The 19,166-nt window shown below is 69.1% G+C and carries 12 protein-coding genes; 5 read left to right on the top strand and 7 right to left on the bottom strand.

Annotation, left to right across the window (positions count from 1 at the left end):
• Positions 1-17: 17 nt before the first annotated feature.
• Complete coding sequence (locus GYB83_RS04350) at positions 18-794, bottom strand: TSUP family transporter (protein ID WP_161894319.1); 777 nt, start codon at positions 792-794, stop codon at positions 18-20.
• Positions 795-858: 64 nt separating this feature from the next.
• Between GYB83_RS04350 and GYB83_RS04345 the strand changes: the two genes are divergently transcribed.
• Both GYB83_RS04345 and GYB83_RS04340 read left to right on the top strand, forming a co-directional pair.
• Complete coding sequence (locus tag GYB83_RS04345) at positions 859-1,329, top strand: DUF2231 domain-containing protein (protein WP_186349707.1); 471 nt, start codon at positions 859-861, stop codon at positions 1,327-1,329.
• Positions 1,330-1,511: 182 nt separating this feature from the next.
• On the top strand, positions 1,512-2,411 hold the full coding sequence (locus GYB83_RS04340) for a hypothetical protein (RefSeq protein WP_228461161.1): 900 nt from the start codon (positions 1,512-1,514) through the stop codon (positions 2,409-2,411).
• Positions 2,412-2,461: 50 nt separating this feature from the next.
• Here GYB83_RS04340 and GYB83_RS04335 read toward each other — a convergent pair whose 3' ends face one another.
• The 4 genes from GYB83_RS04335 to GYB83_RS04320 all read right to left on the bottom strand — a co-directional run bounded on the left by GYB83_RS04335 (position 2,462) and on the right by GYB83_RS04320 (position 13,774).
• The gene (locus GYB83_RS04335) at positions 2,462-5,740 is read right to left on the bottom strand and encodes an arabinosyltransferase domain-containing protein (RefSeq protein ID WP_161894317.1); all 3,279 of its coding nucleotides are present in this window, start codon (positions 5,738-5,740) and stop codon (positions 2,462-2,464) included.
• Positions 5,737-9,078 carry an arabinosyltransferase domain-containing protein gene (locus GYB83_RS04330; protein WP_186349706.1) on the bottom strand — a complete coding sequence of 1,114 codons (3,342 nt, stop codon included), beginning with the start codon at positions 9,076-9,078 and terminating at the stop codon, positions 5,737-5,739. The genes GYB83_RS04335 and GYB83_RS04330 overlap by 4 nt, the downstream gene beginning before the upstream one ends.
• A 140-nt stretch (positions 9,079-9,218) precedes the next feature.
• Positions 9,219-10,250, bottom strand: a complete 1,032-nt coding sequence (locus GYB83_RS04325) for an NAD-dependent epimerase/dehydratase family protein (protein WP_161894316.1) — start codon at positions 10,248-10,250, stop codon at positions 9,219-9,221.
• A 206-nt stretch (positions 10,251-10,456) separates the two neighbouring features.
• On the bottom strand, positions 10,457-13,774 hold the full coding sequence (locus tag GYB83_RS04320; RefSeq protein ID WP_161894315.1) for an arabinosyltransferase domain-containing protein: 3,318 nt from the start codon (positions 13,772-13,774) through the stop codon (positions 10,457-10,459).
• Between the two features lie 19 nt (positions 13,775-13,793).
• Between GYB83_RS04320 and GYB83_RS04315 the strand changes: the two genes are divergently transcribed.
• The 3 genes from GYB83_RS04315 to GYB83_RS04305 all read left to right on the top strand — a co-directional run bounded on the left by GYB83_RS04315 (position 13,794) and on the right by GYB83_RS04305 (position 16,361).
• Positions 13,794-14,192, top strand: a complete 399-nt coding sequence (locus GYB83_RS04315; RefSeq protein WP_161894314.1) for an acyl-CoA thioesterase — start codon at positions 13,794-13,796, stop codon at positions 14,190-14,192.
• Between the two features lie 39 nt (positions 14,193-14,231).
• A complete protein-coding gene (gene aroQ, locus GYB83_RS04310; protein WP_186349705.1) occupies positions 14,232-14,675 on the top strand; it encodes a type II 3-dehydroquinate dehydratase in 444 nt (147 codons plus the stop codon).
• Between the two features lie 237 nt (positions 14,676-14,912).
• Positions 14,913-16,361 (top strand): DEAD/DEAH box helicase, encoded by a 1,449-nt coding sequence (locus tag GYB83_RS04305; RefSeq protein WP_161894312.1) that lies wholly within the window; start codon positions 14,913-14,915, stop codon positions 16,359-16,361.
• A 119-nt stretch (positions 16,362-16,480) separates the two neighbouring features.
• Here GYB83_RS04305 and GYB83_RS04300 read toward each other — a convergent pair whose 3' ends face one another.
• Positions 16,481-17,224, bottom strand: coding sequence for an MBL fold metallo-hydrolase (locus GYB83_RS04300; protein ID WP_161894311.1), 744 nt, complete (start codon positions 17,222-17,224; stop codon positions 16,481-16,483).
• A gap of 5 nt (positions 17,225-17,229) precedes the next feature.
• Positions 17,230-19,152 carry an arabinofuranosyltransferase gene (locus tag GYB83_RS04295; RefSeq protein ID WP_161894310.1) on the bottom strand — a complete coding sequence of 641 codons (1,923 nt, stop codon included), beginning with the start codon at positions 19,150-19,152 and terminating at the stop codon, positions 17,230-17,232.
• Between the last annotated feature and the right edge of the window lie 14 nt (positions 19,153-19,166).

Raw genomic sequence — 19,166 nt, 5'->3', positions numbered from 1 at the left:
GCTTCAAGCAACACACCCTAGGCGAACTGGTCGATCGACAGCTTGATCGCCATCACGATCACCACGATGAGCAGGGCGTATCGGACAACGGCTGTGCCGCGTCCGAGGACCAGACGCGATCCGAGCACCGATCCGGCGATGTTGGCGACGGCGAGGATCGCGCCCAGCAGCCACATGACGTGTCCCTGTGAGGTGAACACGATGAGCGCTCCGACGTTGGTCGCGGTGTTGGCGACCTTCGCCATCGCCGCACTCTGCAGGAAGTTCTGGTGGAGCAGCGCGGTGAGCGTGATGATCAGGAACATGCCGGTGCCCGGCCCGAACACGCCGTCGTAGAAGCCGATGACGGCCAGCATGGCGATTGCGACGACGAACCTGCCGCGTCCGACGGGCGTCGCCGACTCGGTGGTGGCGCCGAACTGCGGGCGGAAGACGACGAACGCGCCGACGCCCAGCATGAGGACGATGACGAATGGGCGCATCACGTCGGAGCTGACCGCAGAGGCCGCGAGTGCTCCGACTGCGGCGAATCCGCCCGCCACGGGCACACTGATCGCCACGATCCGCTTGTCCACCGTGACTTTCCGCAGGTAGAGGGCGGCGGCGGTGGCCGTCCCCCAGATCGCGGCGACCTTGTTGGTGCCGAACGCGGTGGCGGGCGCGATGCCGGGGAACACGATGAGCATCAGCGGGATCAACACCAGGCCGCCACCGCCGACGACGGCGTCGATCCATCCCGCGACGAGTGATCCACCGATGAGAAGGGTGAGCAGTCCGCCGTCCGGAAGTCCCACGTCGCGCCTCTCCTCTGGTGTTCGTCACACGTTGTCGGGGTCGGGTGTCTACTCTCTTGAGCTTATGGACACCTTCAACGGTCTGCCGCTGCACCCGCTCATCGTGCATTTTGTCGTCGTCGCGGTGCCTGTCGCGGCTCTCGTCGGCATCGCCGCCGCGCTCTGGCCCGTCGCCCGCGCCAAGATGGGGCCGCTGCCGTCGATCCTGGCCCTCCTTGCCCTGATCGCGACGCCCATCGCGACGACGGCGGGTGAGGCGCTGGAAGAGAAGGTCGGCCATTCGCCCGCCCTCGAAACCCACACCCAGGCGGGCGACGTCGTGATCATCGGCGTCGGCTGCCTCTTCGGTGCGGCTCTCCTCCTCTATCTCGTGCGCTTGCGTCCCGTCACCGACCGACTTCCGCTCACCGAACCGGTCCTCAAGGCTCTCGACATCGCGGCCCGCGTCCTGACCGTCGTCGCCGCCGTCGCCTCGATCTACCTCGTCTACAAGGCGGGCGACTCCGGCGCTCGTGCGGTCTGGGGCGAGATGTAAGGATTTCGTCCGCCAGTTGTGACGCTATACGCGACACAACCGGCGGACGAAGGGTTGTCCACAGGCTCCTGGTGCCTGTGGATAGAGTGCTGTCGCGGTCGGAGCGGGCGTGCGACTATTCGCCGATGGGGGATGACGCAGATCGACGTCTGAATCGGGTTCTGCGAGAGCAGGACGGGGTGGTGAGCAGGAGTCAGGTTCTGGGCTGCGGCCTCGACACGAACTATGTCCGGAGCCGGCTTCGCCGCAGGGACTGGGTCCAGTTCTATCGCGGCGTCTACCTGACCCACACGGGCGAACCGACGTGGCGGCAACGAGCGTGGGCCGCAGTCTTGGATGCCGCACCCGCCGCGCTCAGTCACGAGTCGGCCGTCCACGCCGTCCTGGGTGGTGGTTCGGGCCCGATCCACATCGCGGTCGCCGCGCACCGCAGCGTCGGCAGACGTCCGGGGGTCGTACTGCACTATCGCTCCGACTTCGCGGACATCGCACAGTTCAACACGCTTCCGCCGCGGGTGCGCATAGACGAGGCCGTGGTTGACCTGGCGGCTGCCGCGAGGACGGAGATGGCGACCGTCGCGAGGTTGTCCGACGCGGTTCAGGCCCGGATCACCACCGCGGACAGACTGCTGTCCGCAGTCGAGGCGCGGACGCGGATCGCGCGCCGTGAATTTCTCCAGGAGGTCCTCCTCGATGTGCGTGACGGGACCCTGTCGGTACTCGAGCACGGCTATCTGACGAAAGTTGAGCGCTCGCATGGGTTGCCGCCCCCGACCCGTCAAGCCGAGACGGGATCGGGGCGTCGGGGCCTGCGGGACGTCGTCTACGAGGAGTGGGGCCTCATCGTCGAACTCGACGGTCGGATGTTCCACGACAACGCCACGGCATACGATGCCGATCTCGAACGGGATCTCGACGCTGCAGTATGGGAGTCGAGGGCGACGCTACGCGTCGGCGTTGGACAGGTGTTCGACAGGTCCTGCACGACCGCACACAAGGTGGCACTGATCCTGAACCGGCTCGGCTGGCCCGACCGGGTGCGACCGTGCACGTCCCCGCAGTGCTTCATCCGCCAGTTGTGACGCTATACGCGACACAACTGGCGGACGAAAGTCTCAGTCGCCCAAATCTCTCAGTAGCCCTTCGAGCGCATGGGGGCGGGGTTGCTCAGGCCGCTCACCGTATGTCGGCCGGTGACGATGTCGGCGGGGGTGGCGGTGACGAGGGGAGTGAACCGCTCGAGGCCGCCCCAGTCGCGGGCCCAGTTGTTGCGCTGATACGTCGGGACCAGGGTGTACGACAGGAGGCCCTCGGTGATGCCGAGCGGACCGCCGTTGACGCCGTCCTGCCAGGTCTGGGTGTTCTTGCGGGTCGCCTCGGCGTCGGGCATGATCCGCCACTTCGGCAGCTCCAGCAGCCCGTTGCGGACGGCCATCGGCCGCTGGCACGGGAACACCAGGCCCGGCATCCAGTCGAGGAACACCGGATCGGTGCGCCCGACGACGTCGTTCAACGTCCGCAGCGTCGGAACGCGTGGCGGAGTGATCGCCACCCAATCGTTGACGGCGGCACCGTCGTCGACGACGTGCAGACGGATCAGCGACGCGCGCGGCGGCGCGTCCTTCAACACGAACCGCAACGTCCGCCAGTTCGACGACGTCGCGAACGCGTCCACCGGAGCCTGCGGGGCCCCGACCGGCGTCACCCGGCCGTTCGCATCACGGCGGGCGTACTCGGCGACGACGCGTCGACCCTCCGTGAGGACGCCGTGATCGTCGAACGCCGCGATCGAGCCAGCCGCTGCGACGCTCACCAGCGGACTCGCGTCCGGAGCCTGGCCCGCCTCGAAACCGAGGTCGTACCAGCCGGTCGTCAACTCGCTGACCTGCTTGGAACCGTAACTGCCGAGGACGGGAGTCGTCAGACCGTACGGGAGCTTGACCGTCGTCGCTGTCTTCTCCGGGACCGGCGTCGCCTCCGTCTCGGAGCCCGACTCGTCGACGGCGTCGCCGCCTGCGGTCGGGGGAGCCACCGCGTCGTCCTGCTCGGTGTCGTCCTTCTTCTGATCCAGCGGATCGATGATGGCCGTCGACGGGACGCCGTCGGCCGTGAAACCGGAGTTCGTCGAGCCGAGCGCCGCAGCGGCGGTCGGCGCGGGACGACCGTTCACCGCGGCCGGCTTCAAGACGGCCCCGTTCGGGTCGGCCTCCACCAGGATGTCGTTCGCAAGGCCGCACTCGTCGCCGGTCAACGCCCGCGCATTCGACTTGGCCCACGACCATGAGTCGCGCTGCACCCACGCGCCCTTCACGAACGAGCCGAGCATGAACACGACGACGAGCCCCGCGATCACCGGGATCGGCGAGAACGTGAACCGCATCAGACCCGAGCGACGGGCACCCGTCCGGACCTCGTCGTCCACGTAGTCGTCGTGGAAGTGGAACCACAGACCGACGCCCGCGACGACGAACGTGGCCGCCAGTGCGAACCAGCTGAGGTTGATCCCGGCGATCGCGATCGGTTGATCCCACCACGGGATGCCGTACGAGCCGACGTACCACCACATGTTGCTTCCGGCCGTCGCCACCGCCGTCACCAGCAGCACCGACGCGGCGAAGAACGTCCGGTTGCGACGTGACCGCAGCAGGGTCGGCGACATCATCGCCGTCGTGCCCGCCACCAGCAGTGCGCCGATCGTCGCGTAGATGCCGAAATGATGCGTCCACTTGGTCGGCGTGAACGACATGAAGAACATCGTGCCGATCATGATCCCGATCAGCCGCCAGAACGGCGCCCGCGCGACGCCCGCCGGATGCCTGCTCGACACCAGGCGGAAGATCGCCACCACCAGCGCCAGGATCATCAACAGGATGCCGAAACGGCGCGGGAACGTGCCGTCGCCGGTGTTCAACACCAGCCAGTAGTAGCGCTGCGGCTCCTGCCACCACTGTTCGGTCGGTCCGACGTCGGTCGCGACCTTGTTGCCCTCCAACAGTGGCCCCAACGCCTGCGAGTAGAAGATCATGAACAGCACGGCCGAGCCGGCCGCCGCGATCGGCGCCAGCATCGGGAGCAGACCGTCGCGCTTGCGGCGGGAGACGACGCCCTTCACGACCGGTCGCAGTCCGGCGATCAACGCCGCGGCGGCCATCAGACCGCCCGGCGCGAGGGCCAGCGTGAACGCCGCCGCGATCGTCGCGAACGCGTACGGGAGCAGGCGTCGCGTCGCGATCGCACGCTCCACACACGCCCAGGTCAGCAGCGCGCCGACGGCCTCGGCGGGCTCCGGCCGGATGCCGTTGTTGTACGGCATCCAGATCGCCAGGAACACCGTCGCGCCGGCCCACACCGCCGCGGACGAGTTGCGGACCGCGCGACCCAGACGCGGAATGCCCTCACGACTGATGATCCACCAGCCGAGAAGACCCAACAGCAGCGACGGGAGGCGGAGCCACGGTGTCGCGACACTGATGTGCGTCATCCACGACAGCACCTGGAAATGCCAGCCGAACGGGTCCTGCGGGACGCCGAAGTACCGGAAGTAGTTGTCGGCGTACCCGGCTTCGCTCGTGATGCGCGCGACCGTGATGTTGTAGCCGTCGTCCGACGTGTTCGAGCCGATCAGCCACCACGCGACCAGCACGACGAACACTGCGACGTCGGGCCCGCGGATCGTGAACCAGCCCGCGGGCAGGAACCGCTTGTGGCCGCGGCCGTCCCGCGAATCGAGGACGCCGAGCGCGATCAACGACACCAACGTCATCAGGATGCCGAACACGATGCAGGCCAGCTTCAGGGGAGTCGGCGAGTTGATGAACCGGGTGTCGATCGTCGCGTGCAGGTTCAGGCCGTCTCGCGGCGCCGTCGACGGCAGATCCGAGAACACGCCGGTGATCTGCGGACGCATGTCCGGGTCGGGGACGGCGAAGGTCGACGTGTCGCTCGCCGGAACGCCGGTGATCTTCGCGGTCACGCCGGACCCGTCGCCGGTCAACGTGAAGGCGCAGCCCGCGGTGCGCTCGGCCACGTCGCGGTCGACGCTCAGCAGGACCACGTCGCGGACCACCATGTCGATGGTGTCCGGCGTCGCCCGCACGAACAGTCCGCGAGCAGTGGCCTTGCGGCCCTTGGTCGGCAGCGTCGACATCAGCACGCCGCCCTCACGCGGCAGCGACGACGCCAGCGAACACGGGACAGACGCCGACACGTCGATCGGAACGAACGCCACGAGCGGGGCAGTCACATTCGTGATCGCGTCGTTCTGCGGCCACTGCAGCTCGGCGGTCCGCTGATCGATCGGCAGGATCGGCGTCAGACACGCCATCAGGAAACCGAGCAGACCTGCGACGACGGCCGCGATCTTCGCGGTCCGGTAGCGGGTTTCGCGCTGGGGATTCGGAGTATCGGTCATGACTGCGGCTGCTCCAGACGGATGGTCCCGGTGCGGTTCCATCCCCACCGGGTGACCGGTGCGGTGGTGACACGGGCGATGGCGGCGTCGGGCGTGATCGGGGTGAGCCTCTCCAGGGAACCCCAGTCCTGATGCCAGTCGTCACGCAGATACGTCGGGACGGCGGCCTGCTTCGTCGTCGACTCGACGATCGACAGGGGTCCGCCGGCCTTGGCGGCCATCCACGTGCGGGACTGCGAGTTCGCGGTCACGAAGTCGGGTTTGATCCGCCACATGGGGACCTGTGCGACGCCGTGCGTGAACGTCATCGGCCGCTGGCACGGGAACTGCGACGCGGCCGAGAAGTCGATGAGCGTCGGATCGGTGGACCCGACCATGTCCTGCAGGGTGACGAGCTTCGGCGCGCGCGGCGGCGTGATGCCGATGAACTGCCAGACGCCGAGATTGGTGTCGGCCAGGTGCAGGCGCATCACGGTCGCCGCGGCGGGGACGGCCGACATCGGGACGCGGAGGTTCCGCCACGGACGATTCGGCATGACGGGACCGGGGTCGATCGGCGTCACATCGCCGCCGACCTGCACGAATTCGCCGTTCTGGCCGGTCCTGCCGAACTGGGCCACCACCTGCTGACCGGGCGTGCGGTGCCCGTCGGCGTCGAAGGTCGACACAGCGCCAGCCGTCGAGAACACGATGATCGGCGACGCGTCACGCTCGGGCAGCCGATACCAGCCGGTCGTGAGGTAGGCGTTCGCCTGATAGCCGAAGCTGCCCAGCACGGGAGTAGTCTCGGGTTTCAGGCCGAACGGCAGGGCCGCGGTGGACCCGTTGACCGTCTTCGGGCCGACACCGCCGTCGGTGCCCGCACCGAGGCCGCCGACGATCGCGAACGGCTTGGACGTGGAACCGCCGACGTGCATCTGGCCCGCGCGGGCGCTCGACGGGTCGGGCGTCAGGTCGTCGGGGATGCCGGTCGGCGTGAAACCGACGGGCTTGTCGCCGGTCAGGGCCTTCGTCGCCGACAGTCCGCCCGCGGGGACGAGCATGCCCGCGTTGGCGTCGGGTTCGGCGAGCACCTTGTCGGCCATCGCGCACGTGCCGCCCGACAGCGATGCGACGTTGTTGCTGAACACCGTCATCGCGGGCGGGCGGGTGACGACGGCCTTCCCGAAGGCCGCGAGCGTCGCCAGCACCATCAGGGTCGCGATCACCACGAGCGGACTCGACGCGAGCGCCAGACGACGCTTGTCGGCCGGGGAGTCGGGCTCGCCAGCCTCGTGATGCGCGAGGCCGCGGTTGGTCACGTAGTCGCTGCGCAGATGCAGCCACAGTGCGACGGCCACCGCGACGACGGCCAGGAACAACAGCACCGACGACGCCTGGATGTCGCGGAACGCGGGCGGCATGTCGAACCAGACGATCCCGTAGCGGTACGCGTACGGCCAGGCGTTCTTGCCCGCCGCTGCCGCCGCGAGGGCGAACAGCAGGCCGACGGTCAATACGGCGAGATTGCGCGACGACCGGGCCCCGGCCTGCGCGATCGCCAGGCAGGCCACCGCCGACAATGCGGCCGCGAATCCCGCGAACACGCCGAAGTGGATCGTCCACTTGACCGGGGTGAGGAACAGCAGGAGCAGGGTGACGCCGAACGATCCGACGAGACGCCACGCGGGACCGTACGTGACCCCGTCGATGCTCCGCCGACGCAGCAGGACGATCGTGGTGATGATCGCCGAGACGAATACGAGCAGCACGGCGATGCGGCGAGCGAGCGCGCCGTCCGGCGTGGTGACGGTGAGGAAGAAGTAGCGGAGGAACTCCTGATGCCACGGCACGATCGGCCCGGTCTGGTACTTGACCTTGGCCGCCTCGAGCACCGTCATGATCGTCTGGTCGCGGAAGACGACCACGGCCACGATCGACCCGGCGGCCGCGATCGGCGCGAGGAGGGGCAGCAGCCCGGCGTCGTTGCGCCGTTCTAGGAGGACGCGGAGCAGCGGGCGGGCGGCGACGAGCAGGACGGCCACGCCGATCACGCCCTGCGGGGCGAGGGCGAGGGTGAACCCCGCCGTCGTCGCGGCCAACGCGGCCGGAAGGAGCCTGCGGCCGGTGATGGCCGATTCGGCGGCCCACCACGTCAGAAGCGAGCCGAGGACGATGATCCCCTCGGTGCGCAGGCCCGAGCAGAGCGGCAGCCAGAACGCGAGGAGCACGGCCGCGGCCGTCGCGACGGCCCACCGATTGTTGTCCGACGACGGCGTGATCCCGAGCCGGGGGAGCACGATGCGGGAGAGGACGAACCAGGTCGCCAGCCCCGCGACCAGCTGCGGGACGTGCATCCACACGATGCCCGTCGACACCTGCGACCACAGCGACAGGAAGCTGTAGTACCAGTCGAACGGGGCCTCGGCGACGCCGTAGAAGCGGTAGTAGTTCGACATGTATCCCGACGCGTCGGCCGCGCGGCCCATCGTCAGGATGTAGCCGTCGTCCGGTGCGGCCGCGCCGAGGAACGTCCACAGGACCAGGACCCCGGTCACCGCGACGTCGGACACTCGCGGGCGGATCGACCGGAGCCACGACCCGGCGCGGCGCGTGGCACCGAGCGCGTCCCGGTCGAGACGCCACAGGGCGATGAGCGCGATGACCGTCGCCAGCACGGCGATGACCATGACGGCCACCTTCAGGGCGGACGGGCTCGACTCGTAGCGGTTGTCGACGTCGACGCGCGCGTGCATGCCCTTCGCGGCCAGCGCCTCGACCTGCGCGGTCGTCAGCGTGGTGTAGAAACCGTCGATCTGCGGACGTTTGGCCGCGTCGAGGATCTTCGCCGGGCCGAGTCCGACGAACTGGGCGCCCGTCCGGGCGGGGGAAGCGAACACGTGCAGCGCCGTGCACCTGCCCGCCGCGATGTCGGCGCGCGACGCGGTGGCCGCGATGGAGCTTCGCATGAGGACGGTCACCGCGGTGTCGGACGCGGTGATCGACAGCATCTTCGGCGCGGCCTGCGGCGCCGAGCGCGGCATCGTCGCGAGGACCGTCGACGAGCCCGCGGGCAGTTCGGCGAGCGCGCGGCATGGGATCGTCACATCCAACGACTGCGCGGTCTGCGCGATCAGCGGCGCCACGACGGACGGATCGTCGGCGCCGAGGGACTGCCCCTGAGGCCAGCTGATCGACGCTGTCGTCTCGGAGACGGGGAGCAGCGGGACGAGCGCTGCGGAGACCACCGCGATGAGCCCGGCGATGATCGCGACGAGCTTCACGGTCCGGACGGAGACCGGGCCCGAAACGGGGTCGGCGGCCGGGGGATCGTCGGAGGATGGTGTCGACACTGGCACGACTGTTGAGATTAGTCGACCGGCCCATGAGGTGGCGAAACGACCGATTTCAGTGCTGATCGACGGCACAATACGTCTAACCTGCGATTCGCTGTCACCCGGTGACAGCGAATCGCAGGTTAGACATGTCGTGTCGGCCGCTAGACCGCGGCGGGGACCACCGACTGGTAGTGGCGGCCGGACTTCGGGCGGCACTTGCCCATCTGGTTCGAGTCGGCGAGGAACGCGTCGAGGTCGGAGAGGGTGTCGGCCGACGAGCGGGGCGTGTAGCCGAGGACGGTCCGGGCCTTGGTGATGTCGACCGTCGGCTGGGCGACGAGGGCGGCGATCGACGCCTTCGACACCAGGTCCGATCCGAGACGGTGGCCGATCGGCTCGATGATCGGCACGAAGACCTTCAGGACGCCGAGGGGGAGCGCGGCCATCGGCCGCGGACGCCCGCAGTCCTTCGCGACGGTGCGCATCGCGTCGAACAGTCGTACCTGTTCGCCGCCGAGCAGGTAGTTCTCGCCGGTCACGCCGTGTTCGGCGGCGAGAGTGAGGCCGATCGCGACGTCGCGGACGTCGACGAGGTCGAATGTGCCCTCGGGGAACAGCGGGACTTTGCCCTGGGCGGCGTCGCGCAGCATGCCGTTGATGCGGGAGAGGCCGTGGTCGACGGGCCCGTACACGCCGGTCGGGTTGCAGATGACGGCGTCGAGGCCGTCGGCGATCACCTTGCGGAGTTCCTGCTCGCCCGCCCACTTGGAACGGTCGTACACGGGCAGCTCCGGGTCCTCCGAGCGCAGCGACGTCTCGTCGACGATGCCGTTGTCGGTGTACTGGTCGAACGAGTGGATCGAGCTGCAGTGCACGAAGCGTCGGACACCGGCGGCGAGCGCGGCTCGCGCGGTGGTCGCGACGCCCTCGGTGTTCACGCGCCAGGCCACCTCGTCCTTCTGCTTGAGGGTGATCATCGCGACCAGGTGATACACGGTGTCGACGCCGTCGAACGCGTCGGCCATCGCGTCCTTGTCGAAGATGTCGGCGGAGCGCCACGTCACCTGCGGGTGGTCGATCGCGTGAGCGGGCGACACCCGGTCGAGCGCGACCACGTCGTGTCCGTCGGCGACGAGCTGGTTGACCAGGTTGGTTCCGACGAAGCCTGCTGCTCCGGTGACGGCGACCTTCATGCGTGTCCTCAAGTTTTGGCGTGCAATGAACTAGAACGTGTTCTAGTTCGGGCTCGGATCAGCATAGGTCACGGAACGGTCTCTGCCAACCCCTCCTGGCACGAACGCGACAGCGACGGAACGCCGCGCAACCGGCACCGCAGAGCGGGAGCAGTCCTCCGACGAGGCATGCTCCGGCTCTGCGGTACCGGTTAGGCGAACGGGTGTCAGCGACGGATGGGAGCAGGGCTCCAGAGACCCGAGCGAGTCGCGGTGCTGTGGTCGATCGTCGCGGGAACGGCGTCGTCGAACGGCGTGTACTTCTCGAGCGCGCCCCAGTCACGACCGATGTCGCCGCGCAGGTAGGTGGCGATGGTGTCGGCCTGCTGCGAGACCTCGATCCAGCCGAGCGGACCGCCGCCGAAGTAGCCCTGCCAGGTGCTGACCGCAGCCGAGAGATCGGCGCCGGGCTTGACCCGCCACTTGGGGATCTCGACGACGCCCGCGTGGAAGTTGTACGGGCGCTGGCACGGGAACACCAGCCCGGACGTCCAGTCGACGTGGACGGGGTCGGTGTCGCCGACGACGTCCTCCAACGTGGACATGGTGGGCAGTCGCGGCGGAGTGACGGCGATGAACCGGTCGTCGGACAGGTTGGAGTCGTCGGCGACGATGCGGACCGCCGTCACTCCGGTCGGCAACGACGGGGTGTCGATGCGGACGTTGCGCCACGACGGGCGCGGACCGGGATCGATCATCGTCATGTCGCTGGACGGCGTCAGGTCCGCGTCGTGGGTCGACGCGCTGACGGGGTCGTTCGTGAACTCGATCCGCAGGGCGTCCGACCCGAAGATGCCCGCGACGGAGAACGTCAGCAGCGGGTGGTCCTTGTAGTCCGCGGGCATGCGATACCAGCCCGACGTCAGATTCGCGGGAGTCTGCTCGTCCTTCGCGTAGCTCCCCGCGACCGGGGTGACCGCCGGGTCGAGCTGGAACGGGAGCTTGGCGTACGAACCGTTGACGCCCGCGGTCGGCGTGGTTCCGCCTCCGGTGCCGCCGCTGTTGGAGATCAGCGTGTCCGGGTCGGCTCCGGCGTTCCACGCGAGGACGCCGAGGGTGCCCGCCGGGGCCTTCGTCGTCAGATCGTCGGGGATCGCGGTCGGCGAGAAGCCCGACGTCGCGGGGTGATCGCTGCCCGCCGGCTGGGACGTCGGGCCGAGTAGCGGGTCGCGCAGGGTGCGGTCGACGGGGTCGAGCTGGAAGCGGCTCGGATCCGATTCGACCCACACCTTGTCGGCCATCCCGCAGGGCTTCCCGGCGAGGGCCTCGAGGTTCGACCGCGGGACGGAGAACGACTGGCTCTGCTTGACGCCGGTCATCGCGGCCGTCGCCAGCAGGAAGGCGGCGACGACAGCGGCGGCGACCCCGAGCGGCGTCGCGGCGAGGAATCCGCCGATCCGGTGGCGAACGGTACGGGGCCGGTCGACGACGGGATCGGTTCCGGCGAAGGGTTCGCGGAAGTGGAACCACAGGGCGAGCAGCAGCAGGGCGAGCGACGCGTACAGGAAGGCCTGGCTCAGCTGGATCGGGCCGAACGAGACCTGGGCCGTCGCCCACGGCATTCCCCACGCCGACGCGTAGTAGAACGAGTTGGGCGCGGTGAACGCAAGACCGGTGACGAACACGACGAGAGCCGTGAAGACCGTCCGATTACGCCGTGAGTGCGTCGCGGACGCGCTCATCGCGATCGCGGCGAGGCCTGCCAGAGCGGCCGCCAGACCGGCGAAGACGCCGAAGTGATGCGTCCACTTGGTCGGCGTGAACATCAGGAACAGCAAGGAGCCGAAGGTGATGCCGACGATGCGCCGCGCCGGTCCGAGCGCGGTGCCGGGGATGCGGGACTTGCGGATCAGCACGGCCCCGGCCGCGGCCATCGCGAGGAACATGGCGACGACGGCGAACCGGCGCGCGATCGAACCGTCCGCGGAGAACGCGAACAGCGACGAGTAGCGGTCGATCTCGTTGTACCAATGGGCGGACGGGCCCAGGTCGGTCTTCATCGTCGAACCCTCGGAGAACGCGGTCAGCGTGAGACCGGAGAAGACGACGAAGACCACGAACGTTCCGGCCGCGGCGATGGGCGCAAGGAGGCTCGCATAGGCGACGGCGAGGCCGCGTCCGGTCTGCGCGCGCACCTCGCGAGCCCGCTTGACCAGCGCCAAGAACATGGGTCGCGCGCCCGCGACGAGTGCCGCGATCGCCAGCACACCCGTCGGACCCGCCGCGATGCTGAACGCGCCCGCGGCGCACGCGACGGCGGCGGGCAGCAGACGACCGGTCGCGATCGCGCGTTCGACGGAGCACCAGGTGAGCAGCGCGCCGAGGCAGATGATCGGCTCGGGCCGCAGGCCGTTGTTGAACGGGAACCACGCGACGAGGAAGACGGCGGCCGCGGTCCACCCGACGGCGGGGCGGGTGATGGCCGCGCGTCCGAGCCTCGGCAGGATCTCGTGCGAGATGATCAGCCACGAGATCACCCCGCACGCCAGTGCGGGCAGTCGTACCCAGGGGCTTGCGACGCTCACGTGACTGAGCAGCCCGAACACTTGGTAGTACCACCCGAACGGGGCTTCGGGAGCGCCGTACCAACGGAAGTAGTTGGCCGTGTAGTCGCTGTCCTGAGCCACCCGCGACATGGTCAGCAGGTACCCGTCGTCGGACGTGTTGGGGCCGATGAAATGCCACACCAGCAGCAGTCCGAGGACGACGTAGTCGCGCGGGTTGAGCCGCCACCAGCGGGCCGGGAAGAACCGGCGGTGACGTCGTCCGTCCGTCGAGTCGAGTCGGGCGAGCGCCGCCAGCGAGATCAGCATCGCGAGGACGCCGACGATGATCGCCGCCCACTTCAGCGGGGTGGGCGTGGTCGAGTAGCGGGAGTCGACGACGACGTGCGCCGAGAGTCCGGGGAGCGCTGCGGAGGGGCCGGTGAGCTGCGTGTACAGGCCGGTCAGTTGCGGTCGCTGGTCGCCGCCGGGGGTGTCGACGGTGGTGCCCTGACGCGGTGATCCGTCGGTGCCGGTGAGGCCGACGAACTCGGCGGTCACCGCGTCCGACGTCGCGTGGACGTCGATGCTCGTGCACGCCGACGACAGGACGTCCGAGAGCGGCGCCGACACCAGCGGGATGTTCCGGTTGATCACCTCGACGCTGCGCTTGGCCGTGGGCGTCGCCTGTTCGCCCGTCACACGGACGACGAGCCCGCGCTGCGTCGACTTGGCCGCCGACGGCGCCGTCGTCTCCAACAGCACCGACTTGTCGGCGGGCAGGGACTTCACCGCCGAGCACGGGACGCTCGCGGTGAAGTCGATCGGCACGTACGACATCAGGGGAGCCGACACCGAATTCACGGAGCCGTTCTGCGGCCAGCTGATCTCGGACACGGTCTGCTTCACCGGAAGCAGGGGAGTCGCCAACGCCAACACCAGGCCCAGCAGGCCGGTGACGACGGCGACTATCTGGGCTCTATGGACGGTGAAGGCTGGCACAGGTGGTCATCCTATAGGGGTGCACGTTTACCGCCATCAGATCCGTTACCACGAGACCGACGCGCAGGGCTTCCTGTTCAATGCGCGCTATCTGGAGATCGCCGACGTCGCGATGACCGAGTTCCTACGCGCTCTCGGGCACCGGTTCACCGATCTCGGAGCGATCGGCTTCGACCCGTCGCTCGTCAAAGCCGAGATCGCCTTCCGCAAGCCGACGCACTTCGACGAGGTGATCGACGTGGACGCGACATGCTCGCACGTCGGACGATCCAGTTTCGTGCTGCACTACGCGATGTCGTGCGACGCGGCGCCGGTCTGCGACGTCGACATCACGTACGTCAACATCGCCAGGGAGACGGAGACGTCGGCCGCGCTGCCCGCGCTGATCGCCGACGCGCTGCGAGCCGCGGTCTCGTGACCGCGGACCCAGTGCGGCTCACGCAGTATGGTTGACGCCATGACCGCATTGCCGATCCTGCTGCTCAACGGCCCGAACCTGAACACGCTCGGCACGCGTCAGCCGGACGTCTACGGCTCGGACACGTTGGACGACGTCGTCGCGCTCGCCGAGCGCGCGGCGTCCGACGAGGGCTTCGGGCTGCGTGCGTTCCAGACGAACCACGAGGGCGACATGATCGACGCGATCCACGCCGCTCGCGGTGAGGTCGGTGCGATCGTCATCAATCCGGGCGGGTGGACGCACACCTCGGTGGCGCTCGCCGACGCCCTCGTCATCCCCGAAGTGCCGATCGTCGAGATCCACATCAGCAATGTGCACGCCCGCGAGGCGTTCCGCCATCACTCGTACATCTCGCCGATCGCCGCGGGTGTGATCGCGGGCTTCGGCATCGCGGGCTACGAGTACGCCGTCCGCCGCGCCGCCGCGCTCGCCCGCGGTTAGCTGTGTCGCGCGTCGCATTCATCCTACGAATGGGGCCGGTTTGGCGATCGTCGCGTAGACTGGTCACATTCGGCGCGCCGCGCCGTGCGTCGTAGAACGCTCCACGCAGACCCCGATCCTCATCGCGGGTGCGTCGAATTCATACGGCGAACCGACACGCCGTTTCGCGCGTTTCGCCACCGATCACATCGGCAGAGTTCTGTCGTGCCGTGATCCCTGCCAGTAAAGGCTGCTCTCATGACCACGTTCGCTGATCTCGGCGTGCCCACACCCATCGCCGACGCCCTCGCCGCAGACGGCAAGACGTCGCCGTTCCCGATCCAGGAGCACACGCTCCCCGACACCCTCGCGGGCCGTGACGTCCTCGGACGCGGCAAGACCGGCTCCGGAAAGACGGTCGCGTTCTCCGTTCCGCTCGTCACCCGGCTCGCCGAGGCCGGCGTCAAGCGTCGCCCCGGCCGACCCACCGGGCTCGTCCTCGCGCCGACCCGTGAACTCGCGACCCAGATCGCCACACAGATCGAACCGCTCGCCGACGTCGTCGGACTCCGCGTGACCACCGTCTTCGGCGGTGTGAAGCAGGCCCGACAGGAACGCGCACTCGGCGCGGGCGCCGACATCGTCGTCGCCTGCCCCGGCCGTCTCGAAGACCTGATGAAGCAGCGGATCGTCTCCCTCGATGACGTGCAGATCACCGTCCTCGACGAGGCGGATCACATGGCGGACCTGGGCTTCCTGCCCGTCGTCACCCGGCTGCTCGCGGCCACCCCGCAGGGCGGCATGCGCATGCTGTTCTCGGCGACTCTGGACAACGGCGTCGACAAGCTGGTCAAGCGTTTCCTGAACAAGCCCGTCACGCACTCGCTCGAGGATGCGACGTCGCCCGTCGCCCAGATGACCCATCACGTGTTCCGCGTCGGCTCCACCGCGGAGAAGACCGAACTGGTCCGCGAGCTCGCGTCCGGCACCGGCCGCCGCATCCTGTTCACCCGCACCAAGCACCAGGCGAAGAAGCTCGCCAAGAAGCTGACAGCCGACGGCATCCCCGCCGTCGACCTGCACGGCAACCTGTCGCAGGCGCAGCGGGACCGCAACCTGGCGTCGTTCGCGGCGCCCGACGGCGCCAAGGTCCTCGTTGCGACCGACGTCGCGGCGCGCGGTGTGCACGTCGACGGCGTCGAGCTCGTCGTCCACGTCGATCCGCCCGCCGAGCACAAGGCGTACCTGCACCGCTCGGGCCGTACCGCGCGTGCGGGCTCGTCCGGCGACGTCGTCACGATCTGCCTGCCCGAGCAGTGGGGAGATCTGCGCAAGATGCTGCAGAAGGCGGCCATCAAGGTCCCGGGCCAGCAGGTGACGGCGGGCTCGCCGGAGGTCGCAGCGCTCGTCGGCGAGCGTGCGCCGCTGCGCCACCTCCCGACTCCGGCCCCCGCCGCACAGCAGCGTCAGGGCCAGCCCCGCACCGGCCAGGGACGCGGCTCGCGCGGAGCGGGCCGCGGTCGCCGCGGCGGTTCGGGCCAGCCGCAGGGTCACGGTCAGCGTCAGGGCTCGGGTCGCGGCGAGCAGTCGTCGCGTGAGCACGCCCCCGCAGCCCGCCGCACCGAGCGGACGGAACGCACCGACAGCGCCGCTCCGCGTCGTCGTCGCAGCGCGCGTCGTCCTGCCGGAGCCCCCTCCGCGCACTGACATCGTCTAAGGTTCCCCGAATCTGAGGGTTCGGCCGGGTTTCCCGGCCGGACCGCTGGATTCGGGGAACTTTGCGTTGGGGGACTTCGACACGGCTCCTTGGGGCCGGCCCGATCAGATCAGTGGGGGAGGGCTTGGTCCACGAACGTGGAGAGGCGGCCGCGGAGAAGGGGGCCGTGACCGGGCAGGACGACTGTCGCGTCGAGGGCTGCGAGTGAGGAGACTGCCGCTTCGTTGGCGGGGATGTCGTGCGTGAACACGTGATCCAGGCACTGCGGCCCGAGGCGAGACGAGATCATGTGGCCGCTGACCAGGGCGTCGCCGGTGACGACGACCTCACCGCCGCCCACGACGTAGGCGCTGTGCCCGTGCGTGTGACCGTGCGTCGGGACGGCGACTGGCGAACCGGGCAGCGCACCCGGGTCGTGCAGCGGCAGAGCGTCGGCGACGCCGTTCTTGTCGAGGGCGCCGAGCGGGATGATCTCCGCCAGCCACCGCATCACTCGTGGACGGTAGGCGATGCGAGCGATGTCGAGCGGCGCCGCCTGCTCCAGGTAGTCGCGCCGCGCGTGTCCGACTTCCTCGGGGTCGGCGAAGACGTCGAACGAATGCCGACGTCGGAGCCGTGCCAGCCCGCCGATGTGATCGACGTGCGCGTGTGTGAGCACCGCGCCGCGGATCTCTTCGGGCGCACTGCCGACTCGTCGTAACGATTCGACGACGGCGTCCGCGTGCCCCGGGTAGCCGCCGTCGATCAACGTGACGCCCCGGTCGTCCTGCAGGATCACCCAGTTGACCGTCGACGTCGACACGAAATGCGTCCTCGTCGAACCGTTCGCGATCGTTGTGACGTCGAGGCCCATCGGACTCACGCCTTCCGGACGACGAGCACGAACGGCCCGACCTCGGTGACGGTGAACGCCGGATCGGCGAACACGGCGGGGGAGAACGTGACGGTGTAGCGGCTCACGTTCGGATCGTTCGGGAACACGTCCTTCGCCAGCCGCAGCGTGTAGCCGTCCGGGCTGTACCGGAACAGGAAGACGTCGGGTTTGCGCCACGGTGTCGCCGACATCTTCGTCATCAGATCGGATGGTGTCGTCGCCGTGGACCACGCCTCGATGGCGGCGGCGCGCTTGTCGAACTCGGCGAGCGGGTTCGCGTAGTGGGACGTCAAACCCTGGAAACCCCAGTACGGGTAGATCGACAGGAACCCGAAGTCGGCGGTCAGCACAACGTTCTGGTTCGCGGGGCGTCCGGTCTGCTCCCGGATGAGTCGGTGGATCTCCGGGTAGTAGCTCTCCGCGCCAGCCGGATGCTGATCGGCGCGCTTCCCGTAGCCGTCGGTGTCGGTGTACGCGGTGGTGATCTCGCCCGACAGGTGCGACGGGATCGCTTGAGTGAACGCGATCGCGACGACGGCTGCGAGGACGCCGATGACCGTCCGGACGTCGCCGAAACGCTTCACCGCGAGCCGCGACAGCTCGACGACGCCGAACACCCCGCCCGCCGCGAGCACGACGGCCGTGACCGGCTGCAACCGGAACGACAACAGGGTGGTGCCGACGGCCGTCAACGCCAGTGACAGGCCGGTGAGGCCGAGGACGCCGATGAGCGTGTAGCCGAAGGCGGCCGCGATGGTCCTCTGGCGGGCCCGCAGCAGCACCCAGACGAGGCCGATCATGGTGAGGACGCCGATCAGGCTCACCTGGAACATCGGGAGACCGACGATGGCGCCGTCGTCGGGGAGATAGTGCTCGGCGTTGCCGGAGGCGGGCGCGGTCGTCGAGAGGCGCTTGACCAGGTAGGGGGCCCAGGTGAGCAGGGCGACGAGCCCGGCGACCACGGTGACGGCTCCCAGCCGGGCGATCACCGCGAGGTGCACGGCGCGCGTGTCCGACGAGAAGTCGGCGGCACGATTGCGGCCGGCGAGGAACGCCTGGATCAGGCAGCCGATCGCGATCAGCACGACAGTTCCGGCGAACAGCGCCGTGTACAGCGTGTAGACGGTCGCGGAGACGCCGAGGAACAGGCCGACCGCGACCACCGCGAGCCAACTCGTCCCGCCGATGGGCGACGGCCCGTCGGCGAGTCGTCCGCGACCGCGGATCGCCGATGCGGCGACGACCATCATCGGGACGCCGACGAGGATCAACGTCGCCGAATACGGCTCCGGGGACGCGTACACGATGGTGACGGCGGTCGTCGCGAGGCCGACGGCGGTTCCGACGCCGACGCCGACCATCCGGTTCCAGAGCGCGGTGCCCAGGGCCGCGGCGACGGCGAGCGACAGGATCGCCCACGGTTTGTACGCCTCCCACCCGGGGAGTCCGGTGAGGCTCGCGAAACGTCCGCCGAACCAGAACCACGATGCCGGGTAGTACGGCGGCAGCCCGTGGTACGTCATGTCGGCGAGCGACGGACTGTCCGTCAACCGCGTCAGGTACTCGGTGCGGAACTGCTGGTCGACGGACAGACCGCCGAGGTACAGCTTGCTCGCACCCAACGGCATGCCGAGCGTCACCGTCACCAGCAGGGCCGACGACACTGACGACAGCAGCGACGTGACCAGCGGCGACCGCCCGTACCGGTAGGCGACGACGGCGACCGCGGCCAGGACGACGGTGACGCCTTGCCCGAGTGTCGTGAGCGCCCGCGTCACGTTCGACGTGTTGAACGCGGGCCAACCCACGGCCCCGATCACCTTGAGACCGATGTACGCGACGATCGCCGCGAGGACGGCCGCCCCGCCGAGTTCGACGACGTCGCGCAGGCGGCGGTTCTTCAGCATGGGGGCAGCCGTTG

Origin of the sequence: Gordonia spumicola, assembly GCF_009932475.1 — a bacterium.
GTDB classification, from domain to species: Bacteria; Actinomycetota; Actinomycetes; order Mycobacteriales; family Mycobacteriaceae; genus Gordonia; species Gordonia spumicola.
Note: the sequence above shows the minus strand (reverse complement) of the source record. Positions and strands in the feature narration are given on the sequence as shown.

Bases quoted from the DNA above. Each gene is read 5' to 3' on its own strand.
- GYB83_RS04345 (WP_186349707.1), top strand. From the start codon at position 859: ATGGACACCTTCAACGGTCTGCCGCTGCACCCGCTCATCGTGCATTTT.
- GYB83_RS04335 (WP_161894317.1), bottom strand. From the start codon at position 5,740: ATGACCGATACTCCGAATCCCCAGCGCGAAACCCGCTACCGGACCGCG.
- GYB83_RS04325 (WP_161894316.1), bottom strand. From the start codon at position 10,250: ATGAAGGTCGCCGTCACCGGAGCAGCAGGCTTCGTCGGAACCAACCTG.
- aroQ (WP_186349705.1), top strand. From the start codon at position 14,232: ATGACCGCATTGCCGATCCTGCTGCTCAACGGCCCGAACCTGAACACG.
- GYB83_RS04305 (WP_161894312.1), top strand. From the start codon at position 14,913: ATGACCACGTTCGCTGATCTCGGCGTGCCCACACCCATCGCCGACGCC.
- GYB83_RS04300 (WP_161894311.1), bottom strand. From the start codon at position 17,224: ATGGGCCTCGACGTCACAACGATCGCGAACGGTTCGACGAGGACGCAT.
- GYB83_RS04295 (WP_161894310.1), bottom strand. From the start codon at position 19,152: ATGCTGAAGAACCGCCGCCTGCGCGACGTCGTCGAACTCGGCGGGGCG.